The sequence below is a fragment of the Henriciella mobilis genome (assembly GCF_003576285.1).
Lineage (GTDB): Bacteria > Pseudomonadota > Alphaproteobacteria > Caulobacterales > Hyphomonadaceae > Henriciella > Henriciella mobilis.
Genome location: NZ_QWFX01000012.1, coordinates 1 through 14,587, shown reverse-complemented (window position 1 = coordinate 14,587; position 14,587 = coordinate 1). Strand labels below are relative to the sequence as shown.

Sequence of the window (14,587 nt, the reverse complement as noted above, 5' to 3'; positions counted from 1 at the left end):
TCGGCGACGGTAGTTTTCCACAGGTTTTTTTGCAAAGCGTTGATTCAAAACTATAATTTCAGTTCTTTCATCATCGAGTGGGAGTGAGGGGTTCACTCCCGCGTTGATTCAAAGGCATCACTCCGGGCACTCGGCTGTCAGCTCTGCTGCGAGGCCGGGGCGGAGCTGTCCGAACATGCGGGTGAGGCTGGCGGCAAGCTCGCACCGGCGATTGTTCTGGTCGAGCACCGGATCAGCGGCAAGTTCGGACATCAGGTTGGTGATGCTTCCGGTCTCCGCTTTCATGCCGCTGCCGCCAGCCTGGGGGGTGTCAAACACCATGGTTGCCTGGCGGTCGCTGGCATCAATGGCTTGCCAGGCGGGGCACGTGCCCCCGGAGAGGAGCGCGTCTGGTCCACCGGTTGCGAACCGGGTCCAGCAGGCCATCATTGCCTGTGAAAGCGCCATGCGCCCGTCTGCATTCCTGCGTGTGAACAGGCGTTTGTCGAGACGCCCCATGAAGTTCTCGAAGTGGCCGAAGACAAAGGGGATCTCAAGGCTGTGCGCCGCACCGACCAGCTGGCCGAGATCACTGAGACCGACCCGCGCGCCTTCATCCCAGTCAAAACGGTAGGTCCGCACGGGCCCAGTGCCCGCTTCGGCGAGTTGCTGCGCGAAGCCGGAAACACCAATGGCGCGCCAGACACCTGACATATAGCGGGAAACCGCCTCATAGTGGTCGGCATCGCGCGCGACAGGGAACAGAAAGAGCGCCTTCCGTGTCATGGCCGGGTCGAAGGCGAGCAGGTATTTCGCTTCATCCCGATTGGAGCCGATGATCAGAGGGAGGTTCCGGCCAGCCTGATGGGCCGTGATCGCATCGGCCAGCGGCTGATCGGCCAGCGTGATGTCATCGCGGATGACCGCCGGCGTACGGCCGCTGCGATAGGCGTCGAAAATCGCCTCGAGGGGCGCGGCTCGCAAAGCGGCGGCATCCGGCTCCATGTGTTCGGTAAAGGCCTGGCCAGCCGGTATGGCGCCTACGATTTGCAATCCCCGGCCATCCCTCGCAATGTCGAGGGGAAAGCTCGCGGGAAGGCCACTCTGGGCAACAGCCGCCCGGTAGAGGCCGTCGGCTGCTGGCATGGCAAGCAGTGCAAGAACGTTGTTGGCGCCAGCGCTTTCGCCAAACAGGGTGACCGCGTCCGGATCGCCCCCAAAGGCCGCGATATTGTTTCGGGTCCAACGCAGGGCCTGGACAAGGTCCAGCAGGGCAAAATTGGCGATACCGTCTTCCAGCGCCGGATGCGCGAACCAGCCGAGCGGTCCCAGTCTATATTGCACTACGACCACGACCACATCGCCGGCTTCCGCGAGTTTCGAGGCATCATACTGCTCGGCCCGCCCCCAGACATTCGAGCCGCCATGGATCCAGACCATGACTGGAAGGGCGGAAGATGCCTTGGCGTCGGAAGGCGCGTAGATGTCGAGATAGAGGCAGTCCTCATCGCCGCGCAGCGTGCCCTTTTCGATACCCATCAGACTGTCGAGCCCGTTTGTAATCTGCGGGCACCAGCTGGCATGCTGCAGGGCGCTGAGTGTTTCGCTGCGCGGCATGGGCGGTTCGGTGGGTCGCCAGCGAAGCTGGCCGACTGGCGGGCTGGCATAAGGAATACCGAGCCAGGTGCGTGCGCCGTTTGGCGAGGCGCCGCCGATGACATCGCCTTGTTGGGTTTGTACCATCATGGTGGGCTGCGGCGCGAGCGGGGCGGCATGAGGCAGCGGTGGCTTTGCGCACGCAGCGGCCATGAAGAGCAGGATAAGCGAGACAAGGCTCAGTCTAGAGGCCAAGATTGAACTCCCTTTCGAATGGCAGCTGCATCGACAGGGCCCGTGGATCGCGCGCCGACCGGGCGACGGTAATGGTGTGGAGGCCGGACTCAATCCGCCAGGTTCGTTGGCTGGCGTCATACCAGGCAAGGTCCCTCGGCTCGACGGTAAAAACGGTTTCGGCACTTTCACCGGGCGCAAGCGGCACGCGGCTGAAACCGCGCAGGCTCTGCTTCGGGCGCGGCGCAGCCTTGCCCGGCCAGCCAATATAGAGCTGTGGTGTCTCTATGGCTGCCCGCGTACCGGTATTGGTGACGGTGACCGCAACGTCCAGCGCGCCATCCTCCCGCCGGCCGGCCCGAAGCCCGCTGTATTCGAATTGACTGTAAGTCAGGCCGTGGCCGAAAGGGAACCGGGGATCCCTGCCGTCACGGTCGAACAGGGCGTAGCCATGCCAGTAGCCATATTCGGCATCGTGGGCTTTGGTGTCGAAAGGCGGATAGTGACTGGCATCCCGGGCGACCGTGAAGGGCAGGCGTCCCGAGGGACTGACCTTTCCGAAGAGAAGGCTGGCGAGCGCGTTGCCGCCCTCCATTCCGGCATAAAAAGTCTGGATGGCTGCCGGGGCTGCATCCATCCAGTCCTCCACCATCACGGCCGAGCCTGCCACGACGACGACGACGGTGCACGGATTGGCGGCTGCAACCTGCCTGATGAGGTCAACCTGCGCTGGGGGCAGGCGGAGATCGTTGCGGTCGCCACCCATGGTCTGGCCGTTGCTGCGCTTGCGCGCGCCATCGAGGATGGAGGTCAGGTTTTCGGGAATATCCTCCTGGCCGAGATTGATGTGGCTGGGAATATATTCGCCTTCCTCCACGGCCGTGTAGCCGACAATGACGATGGCGGCATCAAAGGCGTCTGCGGCCTTGCCGGCGGCAATTGGATCCGCCTCGTCGCCCGCGAGCGTGACCCGATCGGTCCCGAGAAAGGATGTCAGGCCCTTCAGCGGTGTGACCACATAGGGCGGATTGACCCGTGAGGAGCCGCGATCGCCAGTGTTCTCGAGCGTTGCGAGCTTTCCGAACACGCCGACCCGCCGCACCGACCTTTCGTCGAGCGGAAGACTGTCGCGGTTCCACAGGAGCACGGCCGACTGTTCGGCGACCTTGCGCGCAAGGCCGGTATGCTCGCTGCAGGCGACCAGGCTCATCGGGTAGGACGGGCGCGGATCGTCTGCCTTGGTAACCTGCTTCAGGGTGCGCAGGATGCGCCGGACGGCGGTGTCGATGGCGACTTCGGCAATGTTGCCCTTTCTTACTTCGGCAAGGAGGTTGTCGCCAAACCAGGCCGGCTCGGGATTTTCCACATCCAGTCCGGCTTCGGCGGCGTGAGGGCTGTAGACGCCAAGCACCCAGTCGGAATGCACAAAGCCTTCAAAACCCCATTCATTGCGAAGGATCTGGGTGAGAAGGTAGTGGTTCTGGCCGCAGTACGTGCCATTGACCTTGTTGTAGGCGCTCATCACCGACAGGCATCCGGATTCGATGATCTTGCGAAAATGCGGCAGGTAGATTTCCCGAAGTGTGCGTTCATCGACATGCACATCAAGATTGAAGCGCGTATTCTCGATACTGTTGAGCGCGAAGTGCTTCACGGTCGAGATGACATTGTGATGCTGACTGCCCTGGGAGAGGGCGCGGCCCATTTCGCCGAGATGGAATGAGTCCTCGCCATAGGTCTCCTGCGCGCGGCCCCATCCGGGATGACGCAGCACATTTACGCAGACCTGGCCGAGCAGGTTCACCCCTTGTGCCCGCGCTTCCAGCGCCATGGCTTCACCCACCCGCCATTCGAGGTCACGGTCAAAGGTTGCGCCGCGGGCCATGGAGCAGGGAAAGCAGGTCGAGTGCCCGACGATCACGCCTCGCGGACCATCGCTGAATTTCAGCCCTTCGATGCCTAGGCGCTCATTGGCGCCGCCGGCAGGATAAGGCTTGGCGCCCCACTTCTTGGATTCAGCATGAATGCTATAGAACCCGCTCCCGGACATCATGGCGACTTTTTCTTCCAGGGTGAGCCTGGCAATGATTTCGCCAATGGTCATGCTCTGGAAGATGCTGTCCTGGCAGCCGGTCTCGTCGGACATTCGGGGTCTTTCGGTCGTCTGGAAAAGGGAGGGGCCGGTTCAGGACCGGCCCCTTAGGCCAGTGGGAGAGGGGTGTCAGAAGGAGGCTGTGAGCCTTGCGCCGACATAGCGTTCGAAGTCGCGGGGCAGATACTGGCTGATGACGCCAGCATAAAGAGGATCTGCGAACACGTTCGAGGCATAGGTCTCGTCGAGCAGGTTGCGCACGAAGACAGAGGCGGTCCAGCCACCGTCATCGGCCGTGATCCCGGCGCTCAGATGCAAGAGGCCATAGCCGTCCTGCGTCGTGTTCGGGTTCTGGTCGAGCTGAAACTGGACATCGCTCTGCCAGCTGCCATCGAGCTGGAAGAAGCCGTCAAAAGGCATGCTTGCGAGAGGGATGTCCTGACGCAGGCTTGCGGTGAAGCGCCAGTCCGGCGAGTTGGGCAGCTCCTCGCCGGAGAGGTCCTGCGCACCGTCGACGCAGCCCTCGGCCGGTGTCTGGCCGCGATAGCACTGGGCAAACGGAAAGCTCTCCACGGTGGCATCTGTATAGGCAATACCCCCCTGGAGCAGGGTGTTGTCGGTCAGAAGGGCCGAGGCGTCCAGCTCAATGCCCTTGGTGCTGACCTTGCCGGCATTGGCAACCACAATGGTGGAGGCAGCCACGTCGCGTTCCTGGGCCTGGAAGTCGTCATACTCGGTCCAGAAGGCGGCGGCGTTGAACTGCAGGCGGCCGTTCGGCGTCTGGACTTTCAGGCCGGCCTCATAGCTGTCGGACACTTCGGCATCGACATATTCGGTCGACTGCGGCGCAGTGAAGATGACGTCGAAGGCGCGACCCTTATAGCCGCGAGCATAACGCAGATAGGTCATCACGCTGTCGGACCATTCTTGGCGAACACCGATATTGCCCACAAGCGCGGTGTCGGACGTATCGCCATCAATGTCCGCCGGCGTACCGGCCGAACCGCCAAGCGGGAAGTCGCCCGGAAGTAGGGTGTTTGTCGGATCACGGAAGACGCGGTAGTCGAGCGTCTCATTAATCACCCGCAGACCACCGAACAGGGTCGTGCCCTGGCCGAATCTGTAGTTACCGCTGGCAAAAGCCGCATAGTTCCGGTTGCCGACCGAGCCATTGAACTGGCCACTCTGGCCGACAACGCCAAGCCCGGTCAGGGCCTCGATGCGGCGGCGAAAGGAGCGGTCGAGGTCGAGCTGGAACAGGTAGACGCCGAGAACATAATCGAACTTGTCCCATTGCGGCGAAGCCAGGCGGAATTCCTGCGAGGTCTGCGAAAGACTCGTCTGGCCGCTATTGAGGTCGAAGGTGATGACACCCGCGATCGGGTCTTCGAAGTCGAGGGCATCGACATCGATATTGTTCTCGAAATCCCACTCACGGAAAGCGGTGATGGAGGTGAAGGTAAAGCCGTTGTCGAACCGGTATTCCGCCTTGCCGGAAAGGCCCCATTGCTCTGAATTGTTGTAGACGGGCGCGTTCAGCTTGGTCTGGTTGTTTTCAGGACTGGCCACGACAGGGTCCAGCAGTGCGTCCAGTGTGGCGCCGACAACGGGGTTGAGCGCGGTGGACGTGTCGCGGATCTGATAGGCGCAGCAGTCCTGCTCGGTGTCCCGGAAATCAGCAATGAAGGTTAGGTCGAGCGCATTGCTCGGCTGAACGAGAAGCTTCCCCCGCACGCCCCAATTGTCATAGCCATTGAGGTCGCGGCCGTCCGACACGTTCTCGATATGGCCCTTCTGCGACTTGGTAAACGCGGTCAGGCGGCCCAGGACGGTGTCGGTGATCGGTCCTGAGACCGTGCCGCGAAGCGCATATTCCTCTCCTTCGGCGACGGTTGCATCGATCTTCCCGGACAGGGTGTTTGTCGGGGCCTGCGTCGTCACGGCGATCACACCGGCCGAGGCATTCTTGCCGAACAGGGTGCTTTGAGGGCCGCGCAGGACTTCCACCCGCTCGACATCGACCAGGTCCTGGAAGCCCTGGCCCTGGCGGGCAAGCACGACGTCATCGACGACGAATGACACGCTCGGTTCCACGCCCGAAGAGAAAACCTCGGTGCCGACTCCGCGGATACGCACTGAGCTGTTCAGTTCGTTCGAGCTCTGCGTGAAGGTCAGGGACGGCACGAGCGTCGCGAGGCCCTCGATCGAGGATACGCCGGAGTTTTCCAGGTCCTCACCAGAGCGGGCAGACACGGCCACCGGCACGTCCTGAAGGGTTTCTGGCCGCTTGGTCGCGGAGACCATGATGGTGTCAAGTTTTCGCTCGGTGTCGTCGGCGGTGTCCTGCGCGGAGGCAGGGGTGGCCAGACAGGTGCCGAGTGCGATGCAGGAAGCCGTAATGGCAAGGCGATTATGAAGCATTGAATATCCTCCCGGTAAACTGGCTTCATCCAGTTTTTCATCCAAGTGGATGGATTCCATGCAAAGACGGCCCTGTCAAGCGGTCTGACGGAGACGGCTTTTCTAGGACTTCAACCAGTCAGGAATGGCCGGCCAGTCAGCGCGGATCCGGGACGGGTCACGCAGCAGGAAGGCGAAAACCGAGTCGATATGAGCCTCGATCGCCTGGGGCGAGAGCATGTCGACGCCGTAGAGTTCGCGGGCTTCGGCAGCGAGAACGAAGGGCATCTGACAGATGGATGTGATGATGAAAATGAGGGACGGATGCCAGGCATTGGGGAGATTTCCTGCCTCCATGTGCCGGCGGGTCGGGCCCGCATAGACGGCGTGTCCCGGCTGGATGAAATTCTCCACCATCCAGTGCAGGCGAGGCCCGCCACGCACCGATTCGGAGATCATGATGCGCGCGTGCTCCGGGTGCTTCGCACAATAATGAATATAGCGGCGAAGGAATTCGCGGTACCCTTCGATTGTGTCCATCTCCGGTGGGGCGCCGTTCTCGAAACCAAGCTCTGCACGCAGGCGTTCGAACATGTCGGCGACCGCCTCGCGCCAGAGACTGTCCTTGGTGCCGAAGTGGTAGCGGATCATGGCATGCGAGGTGTCGGCATCGGCGGCGATGTCACGCGTATTGGCTGCGTCGAAGCCTCGCTCGGCGAAATGATGCCGGGCAACATCGAGAATCCGGGCGCGTGTGGCTTCGGCCCTTGCCTGCAGGGGTTTGCGTGCTGTCTTTCCCGCCATTACCTAGTCTCCCATCTGCATGGTGCAGGTGTTAGGACCTAACCCGAAACCTGCCTTTGTGCACTTTATCATCACAAAAATATTCCAATTGGATGAAGTTTTGGGTTAAGGCTGCCCGAAACGACCAGGGAGGTAGAGTGTGAATCGTGAACCGTCAGAAGGCGGCGCGGTCGGGATGAACCGCGTGAAGCTCGGCACCGTCATTGGCTATGGTGCGGGCGATTTCGGTCTCAACCTGTTTTATACCGGGCTCAATCTTTACCTCCTCTACTATTATACCGACGTCGTGGGGCTCGCGCCGGGCATAGCCGGTTCGCTGTTCATGGTCGCGCTGCTCTGGGATGCGGTGACCGATCCAGTCATGGGCGCTGTCGCCTCGCGCACCCGTTCACCATTTGGCCGCTACCGGCCCTACATTCTGCTCGGTGGCCCCTTGCTCGGGGCGAGTTTCGTGCTGCTCTTTGCAGCGCCCGTGCTGTGGCCAGCTCAGCCAGTGATCGCCTGCCTGCTGACGCACCTGCTGTTCCGGTCGGTCTATACAGTATTCGCCGTTCCCTATGTTTCGCTCAGCGCCGCAATGACGACCAGCGGAAACACGCGCACATCCCTTTCTGGCGCCCGGATGCAGTTCGCGACGCTCGGTGCCATCGCAACCGCATTCCTGACGCCTTGGCTTGCCGAGCAGCTTGGCGGTGGCAGCCTGGTGCGCGGCTACATGATGACGGCGGTCATCTACGCCTTGCTGGCCGAAGCCGTCTTCCTCGTGACCTTCTTTTCCGTACGAGAGCGGGCAGATATCGGCATCCAGCGCCTGGATTTCTCGGCCTCGATTCGTGCCGTGCGGGGCAATCACGCATTCTGGATACTGTTCGCGAGCGTGGTGATGAGTGTCGTGGCCACAACCGTCTTTACCAAGTCGATCATCTACTACACGCATTATGTGATCGGTGAGGCCGGAATGGTGCGGGAGGTGCTGACACTCTACACGATTGCTGCTGCGGCCGCCGTCCTCGGCTGGACGCTGCTTGCCAGGCGAACCTCGAAGTCGCTCGTGCTGACCATCGGCCTCGCCTTCGATGCCGTCGTCTTTTTCCTGCTCTTCCTGATTGCGCCGGAAAGCAAGCCGCTGTTTCTCGGCTTCGTTGTCCTGGCCGGCATCGGCATGGCGGCGACCATCGTGGCCTTCTGGGCGATGCTGCCCGATACCGTCGAATATGGTGAGTGGAAGACAGGTGTGCGCGACGAGAGCATCTTCTTCGGTCTTTACCAGTTCTCGCAGAAGGCGGCGTCCGGCCTCGCTGTGGGCGCTGTTGGCCTGATCCTCCAGGCGATTGGCTATGTCGCCAATGCCGATCAGACGGCGGACACGCTGGTCGGCTTGAGGGTGCTCAGCTTCGCACTTCCAGCGGCTGCCATGGCGGCTGCGGCGGTGATCATCGCTTTCTATCCAATGCGCGGTAACCGGCACAGCACGATCGTCGCGCAGCTCAAGCTGAACGGAGACCGGTAATGCTTCGCAATCTGCTGACCGCCCTGGTGCTGCTGGCCGCCGCGGCCTGCCAGACGATCCCCGGCACGGCCGGTCCGGAGGGCGGGCGTCCAAACATCCTGCTGGTTGTCTTCGAGGATATGAGCCTCAAGGTCGGCGCATTCGGCGACCCTGTCGCCACCACCCCGGTCCTCGATGCCTTCGCGCAGGACAGCCTTCTCTATCCGAACACTTTCACAACGGCGGGCGTCTGCGCGCCGTCGCGGGCCTCACTGATCACGGGTGTACACCAGCAGACCCTGGGCGCCCAGCACATGCGGACGCACGCCTTTCGGACGGAATTCGAGCCGTCAGGGTTCGACATTGGCTATGCGGCCGTTCCGCCGCCGGAGGTGAAGGCCTTCCCGGAATTGCTGCGCCAGGCGGGATACTACACCTTTGCCGGCTATGGCGGCTGGGCCTATTCGAACAAGAAGGACTACCAGTTCGGGACGCCCTTCACCGTCTGGGACGACGATCGCGAAACGGCCAGCTGGGATGGGCGCAGGCCGGGCCAGCCCTTCTTCGGCATGGTCACCCTTGTGACGACGCATGAATCCTTCCTGTTTCCCGTCCCGGCGATTCGCGACACGCCGCTCGCCCGTACCGTTGCGGCACGAAACGAAAAACTGCTCGCCGGCAAGACGGCAGTCACCGATCCTGCCGACGTGATTGTCCCGTCCTGGCTGCCGGACGAGCCTGGTGTCCGCCAGGAGATCGCGACTCAGTATGACAATATCGCCTTTACCGAACAGAAGCTCGCCACGCTTCTTGAAGATCTGGACCGGGCCGGACTTGCCGACGACACGATCGTGATCGTCACCACCGATCATGGCGATGGCTTTCCGCGGGCAAAGCGCTCGATTTACGATTCGGGCATCCGCGTGCCGCTGATGATCCGGTTTCCGGACAGGCGTGGCGCCGGCGAGGTGCGCGATGAGCTGGTGAGTTTTGTCGACCTCGCCCCGACTATCCTGTCGATGGCGGGAGCGCAGGCGCCCGATTGGCTCCAGGGGCGGACCTTCCTGGGCACGGGGCGGGATGCGCCCAATACCTATGTCTTTGCCGCCAGCGATCGGATGGACCAATGGATGGACCGCAGCAAAGCGGTGCGCGATGCACGCTACAAGCTGATCCGGAACTACATGCCCGACGTGGCGCTGCTGCAACCTGTCGCCTTCCGCGAGGAGCTGCGGTCGATGCAGGCGTTTGAGCGGCTGCATGAGACGGGCGCGCTCAGCGAACTCCAGGCGAGCTATCTCGATACGCCGCGCGCGCCGCTTGAGCTTTATGACTTGAAGGCGGATCCCGAGGAAACGCACAACCTCGCGGACCAGCCCGCGCTGCATGCCGTCCGCCTGCGCCTTGAAGGTGCGCTCGATGACTGGCTCGGTCGGACACCGGATCTATCTGCCTTGCCGGAGGCCGAGATGGTCGAGGCGATGTGGCCCGGCGGCCAGCAGCCGGTCACCAGCGCGCCCGTGATCGGCGTTTCCGGCACGGTCCCGGCGGACCTTATCCTCACCTCTGAAACCGAGGGCGCGTCGCTTGCCTGGCGCCTGCAGGACGATGCCGACGGGGGCTGGCAGATCTACACGCCCGGAATCCGCCTGCCAGCAGGCGCCTGCATCGAAGCCCGCGCGGTCCGCTATGGCTATCGCGCGAGTGATATCGCCGCAAGCTGCAAGCCGGCCGAAGGCGTCCCGACGATCATGGAAGGAGACAATTAGTATGCTACTAAAACATACGAAACTCGCCCTTGCAGGCCTTTTCATGATTGCGGCAGTCTCACCGGCGCTCGCGCAATCGGACGCTGACACCGAAGGTGCGGCCCGGACGCTGCCGCCCCCGCCTGTGCCCGCAGACGCCCCGGACCATGCCGCCATTCCGCTCGGTGCGGTGGCAGGCGATCAGGCGCAATGGGAAAATTTCCTGGATCAGCTCACCGTCCGGAATGTCACCGCTGCGGAACTCTATCCCGTGCTGCCAGGTCCCGGACGGGCTAATGGCAAAGCTGTTATCGTTGTTCCGGGCGGCGGCTACACATTCGTCTCGGTGGAGAATGAGGGCTTTCCCGTCGCAGAGCGTCTTGCCGCCGAAGGGTATGTGGCCTTCGTCCTGAAATACCGGACTCGGGAAACACCCGAGGCGGCGGACGCTTTTCTGGCCCTTGTGGCGGAGCGTGCGTCCCAGATGGGGACGGTAGACCTCGAAGCCTATGAACCTGCCGTGTCGGATCTGGCGGCGGCCATGGCCTACGTGTCGCAGCACTGCCCGGACTATGGCTGTGCGGCGGACGAAGTGAACCTGATCGGGTTTTCCGCGGGCGCGCTCTCCGTCATCCGAATGCTGGAGGCGCCACTGCAGGATGTCGCTATCGCTTCGGCAGCGCTCGTCTATCCGCCGCTGACGCATACGGTGCGGGCTGTGACGAAGCCGCCGCTCTTTCTGGCTGTCGCATCTGACGATCCGTTCTTCAGGCAAGGTGGTTTTACCCTCCCGCAAGCCTGGTACCGCGCCACAGGACAACTCGAATTTCATCTTTACGAGCGTGGCGGCCACGGCTTCGGCACGCTGCGCAAGGGCGCGACGACCGAACGCTGGCTGGATCAGTACGTCGCGTGGCTGTCCGTCCAGCCTGCAGAGGACGGATGACTTGCGACAGCTGATGTGGCCGACGGCCTCGCGCTCTTCCGTTTAGAGAGAGGCCATGATCCCGCGGCTGGGCGCGACCTTGTTGTCGAGGAAGTCGCGCCAGGTGTCGGCGATGGCATCCGCGCCGCTGATACGTTCGACGGTGATTTCGCTGGCAGCAGAGCGCGCGAGGCGGGCGCTGGCTTCGCCGGCCTTGTTGTAAAGTACGCCCGGGCCCCATTCCTTGTTGCGCTTGGCGATCTGGGCCGGTGCAAAGAAGAACGTCGGCTTGGCGCCCGGCAGGTCCTTGGCGACGCCGCGCTTTTCCCAATGGGTTGCGCCGACCATACAGCTTTCGACCATATTGTCGCCAAGGTGCCTGTGCAGCTTTCCGGTCAGCTCGCGATTGCCGGACATGTCGACATAGGCCGTCTTCACCGACGCATCGACAGCGGCCTCCTCGCCATAGAGCAGGATGTCGTCGCAGCAATTGAGGCTTTCGACGAAGGCCCGGTTGCCGGGGGAGGTGAAGCCGATGACGCGCGGGCCGTCTGGGCGGTCCTCATGAAGCAGCTGGGCCAGGCCAAAGGCAGTCTTCGAGGAGACCGATCCGATCACGATCTGCTTGGCGCCGAAATAGTCATTGTCGGTGAGATAGTCGTAAAGGACATACGAGGTGATGAAGAGCGGGAAGTAGAGGCAGCGCTCATCCTCCAGCGCCTGTATGGCTTCGGGTTCGCCGGCGAGACGGCGGTAATTGTTATAGACCGCGGCGAGGTCGGCCCGGTGCGGGGAGGCCTCCATGAAGGAGTCGTCGCTGACCTTTCCGACGGTCAGGACCGCCTCACTGCTCATCGGGAAGTAGCCGTAGAGTTTCTCGCCGACCTTTATGCTGTCGGCCTGCGACTCCACCACCTTGCCGATCCCCCAGACAGGCACCTTGCCCCAGCCTTCCTCGGCGGGGAAGAAGCGCCAATAGCCGATGGCATCGCCTGAGACGGCATAGCTGACATTGTTCGAGGTGATGGCGAATTTCTCGACCGCGACGCGGATCTGCCGGGGGGCAAGTATCTCCTGTGGCCGCTCGATCGCGCGCGTCTTGCGATAGTCCGACCGGTTGACCAGCAGTTCTTTGATATCCGACATCTTTTATCTTCCTCCCAGGACAGGCTTTTCCCTGTAAAGACCATGGGCATGCACGGGGGCGCAAGCGCAAAGCAAACTTTCCGGCCGCCGAGAAATAACTTGAACCGCGCGCCCGCTCTGCCGAGAGATAGGCGCAGGCATGACAGGGAGGCCTGCAGCGTGGCTGAACACGCCGAATCCGGCGCTGGCGATGAGGACACCGAGATCCTCGGTATCCGGATAAGTCATCCGGACCGGGTCGTGTTCGAAGGCCAGGGCGCAACGAAGCGCGCAGTTGCCGAGTATCTTGCCGGCATGGCGCCGCGCATGCTGGACCACCTCCGCGACCGGCCAACGAGCCTTGTGCGCTGTCCTTCGGGGGCGGGCGGCAAGTGCTTCTACCAGAAGCACCACACAGGCTCCGTTCCCGACGAGATCGGCGAGACGCAGATCGAGGAGAAGGATGGCGACCTCGCAAGCTATCTCGTCTTCAACTCGGCCGAAGCGCTGGTCGCGGCGGCCCAGATCGGTGCGCTCGAATTCCACATCTGGGGCGCGCGGACTGACAAGCTGGAGCGTCCAGACCGGCTGGTGATCGATCTCGATCCCGATGAGGGCCTTGGCTTCGATCCTGTGAAAGATGCTGCATTCGAGGTCCGCGACCTGCTGGCGAAGGCGGGCCTCGATTCCTGGCCGCTGCTGACAGGCGGGAAGGGGATCCATGTCGTTGCGCCGCTGCAGCGCCGGCAGCCCTGGGAGACGGTGAAGGCGGCGGCGAAGGGGCTTGCCCGGCAGCTCACAGAAAAGGCGCCAGACACCTATGTCGATGAAGCCTCCAAATCCCGGCGCAAGGGCCGGATCTTCATCGACTGGCTGCGCAATGAGCGCGGCGCCACGGCGATCTGCCCCTTTTCCCTGCGGGCGCGTCCCGGTGCGCCGGTTGCCACACCTGTCAGCTGGATGGAACTGCCGGGCATCGAGACGGCGAATGCCTATACGCTGTCGACGATTGGCCAGCGACTTGCCGCGCTGAACGCTGATCCCTGGGAAGGCTATTCCAGCACCCGCCAGTCGATCAGCGCTGAGACGCTCACCAAGCTCGAAAGCGGTTGAGAAAACTTCCGCTGGGGCAGTGGTTCGCAAGCCGCGCTCGTTGATCTATCAACGCCTGCAGATTGACCGTGGCACTGTCCCGAAGAGGACGGGGCAGCCCCCGAGGAGGAAAACAGGAATGGCTATCAAGACGCGTTTCACTGAAGAGTTCGGTATCGAGCACCCCATCGTTCAGGGGGGCATGCAGTGGGTCGGCTATGCTGAGATGGTCGCACCCGTCGCGAATGCAGGCGGTCTCGGTTTCCTGACGGCGCTGACCCAGCCAACGCCTGAGGACCTCGCCAAGGAAATCGCGCGCACGAAGGAAATGACCGACAAGCCCTTCGGCGTGAACCTGACCATCCTGCCGGCCATCAAGCCGCCGCCCTATGCCGAATACCGCCAGGCCATCATCGAGGGCGGGATCAAGATCGTCGAGACGGCTGGCTACAAGCCGCAGGAGCATATCGACCATTTCAAGGAACATGGCATCAAGGTGATCCATAAATGCACCGCGGTTCGCCACGCGCTGTCGGCCGAACGCATGGGCGCCGATGCGATCTCCATCGATGGGTTCGAGTGCGCCGGCCACCCTGGCGAGGACGATATTCCCGGCCTGATCCTCATCCCGGCGGCTGCCGACAAGGTGAAAGTACCGATGCTGGCCTCCGGTGGCTTTGGCGATGGGCGCGGCCTCGTCGCGGCGCTCGCGCTCGGCGCGGACGGCATCAATATGGGCACCCGTTTCTGCGTCACGAAAGAGGCGCCGATTCATGAGAACTTCAAGAAGCAGATGGTCGAGAATGACGAGCGCGACACCAAGCTCATCTTCCGGACGCTCCACAACACAGCGCGTGTGATGAAGAATGCCGTGAGTGAGGAAGTCGTTGCCATCGAGGCCAAGGGCGGGGCGAAGTTCGAGGATATCCAGCACCTCGTTGCCGGTGTGCGCGGGCGTGCGGCGATGGAGAAGGGCGATGCCGACGACGGCATCTGGTCCGCCGGCATGATCCAGGGCCTCATCCACGATATTCCGACCGTCAAGGAGCTGATCGACCGGATTATCGCGGATGCCGAAAAGATCATGGATGAGCGGCTGGCGA

The 14,587-nt window shown here is 62.5% G+C and carries 10 protein-coding genes; 5 read left to right on the top strand and 5 right to left on the bottom strand.

Annotated elements, in window-relative coordinates; genetic code table 11:
• Positions 1-117: 117 nt before the first annotated feature.
• From D1223_RS09940 to D1223_RS09925, 4 genes are all read right to left on the bottom strand, one after another.
• Positions 118-1,830, bottom strand: a complete 1,713-nt coding sequence (locus D1223_RS09940) for a carboxylesterase family protein (protein WP_158588450.1) — start codon at positions 1,828-1,830, stop codon at positions 118-120.
• Complete coding sequence (locus D1223_RS09935) at positions 1,820-3,955, bottom strand: beta-glucosidase family protein (RefSeq protein ID WP_119376293.1); 2,136 nt, start codon at positions 3,953-3,955, stop codon at positions 1,820-1,822. Before D1223_RS09935 ends, D1223_RS09940 begins: the two co-directional genes overlap by 11 nt.
• Before the next feature lie 75 nt (positions 3,956-4,030).
• On the bottom strand, positions 4,031-6,322 hold the full coding sequence (locus D1223_RS09930; RefSeq protein ID WP_158588449.1) for a TonB-dependent receptor: 2,292 nt from the start codon (positions 6,320-6,322) through the stop codon (positions 4,031-4,033).
• A 102-nt stretch (positions 6,323-6,424) separates the two neighbouring features.
• On the bottom strand, positions 6,425-7,105 hold the full coding sequence (locus D1223_RS09925) for a TetR/AcrR family transcriptional regulator (protein WP_119376291.1): 681 nt from the start codon (positions 7,103-7,105) through the stop codon (positions 6,425-6,427).
• 139 nt (positions 7,106-7,244) lie between these two features.
• Between D1223_RS09925 and D1223_RS09920 the strand changes: the two genes are divergently transcribed.
• Genes D1223_RS09920 through D1223_RS09910 form a run of 3 tightly spaced genes read left to right on the top strand, consistent with a single transcriptional unit; the run spans position 7,245 to position 11,288 of the window.
• Positions 7,245-8,615, top strand: a complete 1,371-nt coding sequence (locus D1223_RS09920; RefSeq protein ID WP_147372777.1) for an MFS transporter — start codon at positions 7,245-7,247, stop codon at positions 8,613-8,615.
• Complete coding sequence (locus D1223_RS09915) at positions 8,615-10,363, top strand: sulfatase family protein (protein WP_119376289.1); 1,749 nt, start codon at positions 8,615-8,617, stop codon at positions 10,361-10,363. Before D1223_RS09920 ends, D1223_RS09915 begins: the two co-directional genes overlap by 1 nt.
• Position 10,364: 1 nt before the next feature.
• Positions 10,365-11,288 (top strand): alpha/beta hydrolase, encoded by a 924-nt coding sequence (locus D1223_RS09910; protein WP_158588448.1) that lies wholly within the window; start codon positions 10,365-10,367, stop codon positions 11,286-11,288.
• Positions 11,289-11,330: 42 nt separating this feature from the next.
• Here D1223_RS09910 and D1223_RS09905 read toward each other — a convergent pair whose 3' ends face one another.
• On the bottom strand, positions 11,331-12,413 hold the full coding sequence (locus D1223_RS09905; protein WP_119376287.1) for a DUF2855 family protein: 1,083 nt from the start codon (positions 12,411-12,413) through the stop codon (positions 11,331-11,333).
• Positions 12,414-12,572: 159 nt separating this feature from the next.
• Here D1223_RS09905 and ligD point away from each other — a divergent pair, with 159 nt between their 5' ends.
• Together ligD and D1223_RS09895 are read left to right on the top strand one after the other, a co-directional pair.
• The gene (ligD, locus tag D1223_RS09900) at positions 12,573-13,505 is read left to right on the top strand and encodes a non-homologous end-joining DNA ligase (protein ID WP_233353119.1); all 933 of its coding nucleotides are present in this window, start codon (positions 12,573-12,575) and stop codon (positions 13,503-13,505) included.
• A gap of 118 nt (positions 13,506-13,623) precedes the next feature.
• On the top strand, positions 13,624-14,587 hold a 964-nt coding region (locus D1223_RS09895; RefSeq protein ID WP_147372775.1), incomplete at its 3' end, for an NAD(P)H-dependent flavin oxidoreductase.

Bases quoted from the DNA above. Each gene is read 5' to 3' on its own strand.
- D1223_RS09935 (WP_119376293.1), bottom strand. From the start codon at position 3,955: ATGTCCGACGAGACCGGCTGCCAGGACAGCATCTTCCAGAGCATGACC.
- D1223_RS09930 (WP_158588449.1), bottom strand. From the start codon at position 6,322: ATGCTTCATAATCGCCTTGCCATTACGGCTTCCTGCATCGCACTCGGC.
- D1223_RS09925 (WP_119376291.1), bottom strand. From the start codon at position 7,105: ATGGCGGGAAAGACAGCACGCAAACCCCTGCAGGCAAGGGCCGAAGCC.
- D1223_RS09915 (WP_119376289.1), top strand. From the start codon at position 8,615: ATGCTTCGCAATCTGCTGACCGCCCTGGTGCTGCTGGCCGCCGCGGCC.
- D1223_RS09910 (WP_158588448.1), top strand. From the start codon at position 10,365: ATGCTACTAAAACATACGAAACTCGCCCTTGCAGGCCTTTTCATGATT.
- D1223_RS09905 (WP_119376287.1), bottom strand. From the start codon at position 12,413: ATGTCGGATATCAAAGAACTGCTGGTCAACCGGTCGGACTATCGCAAG.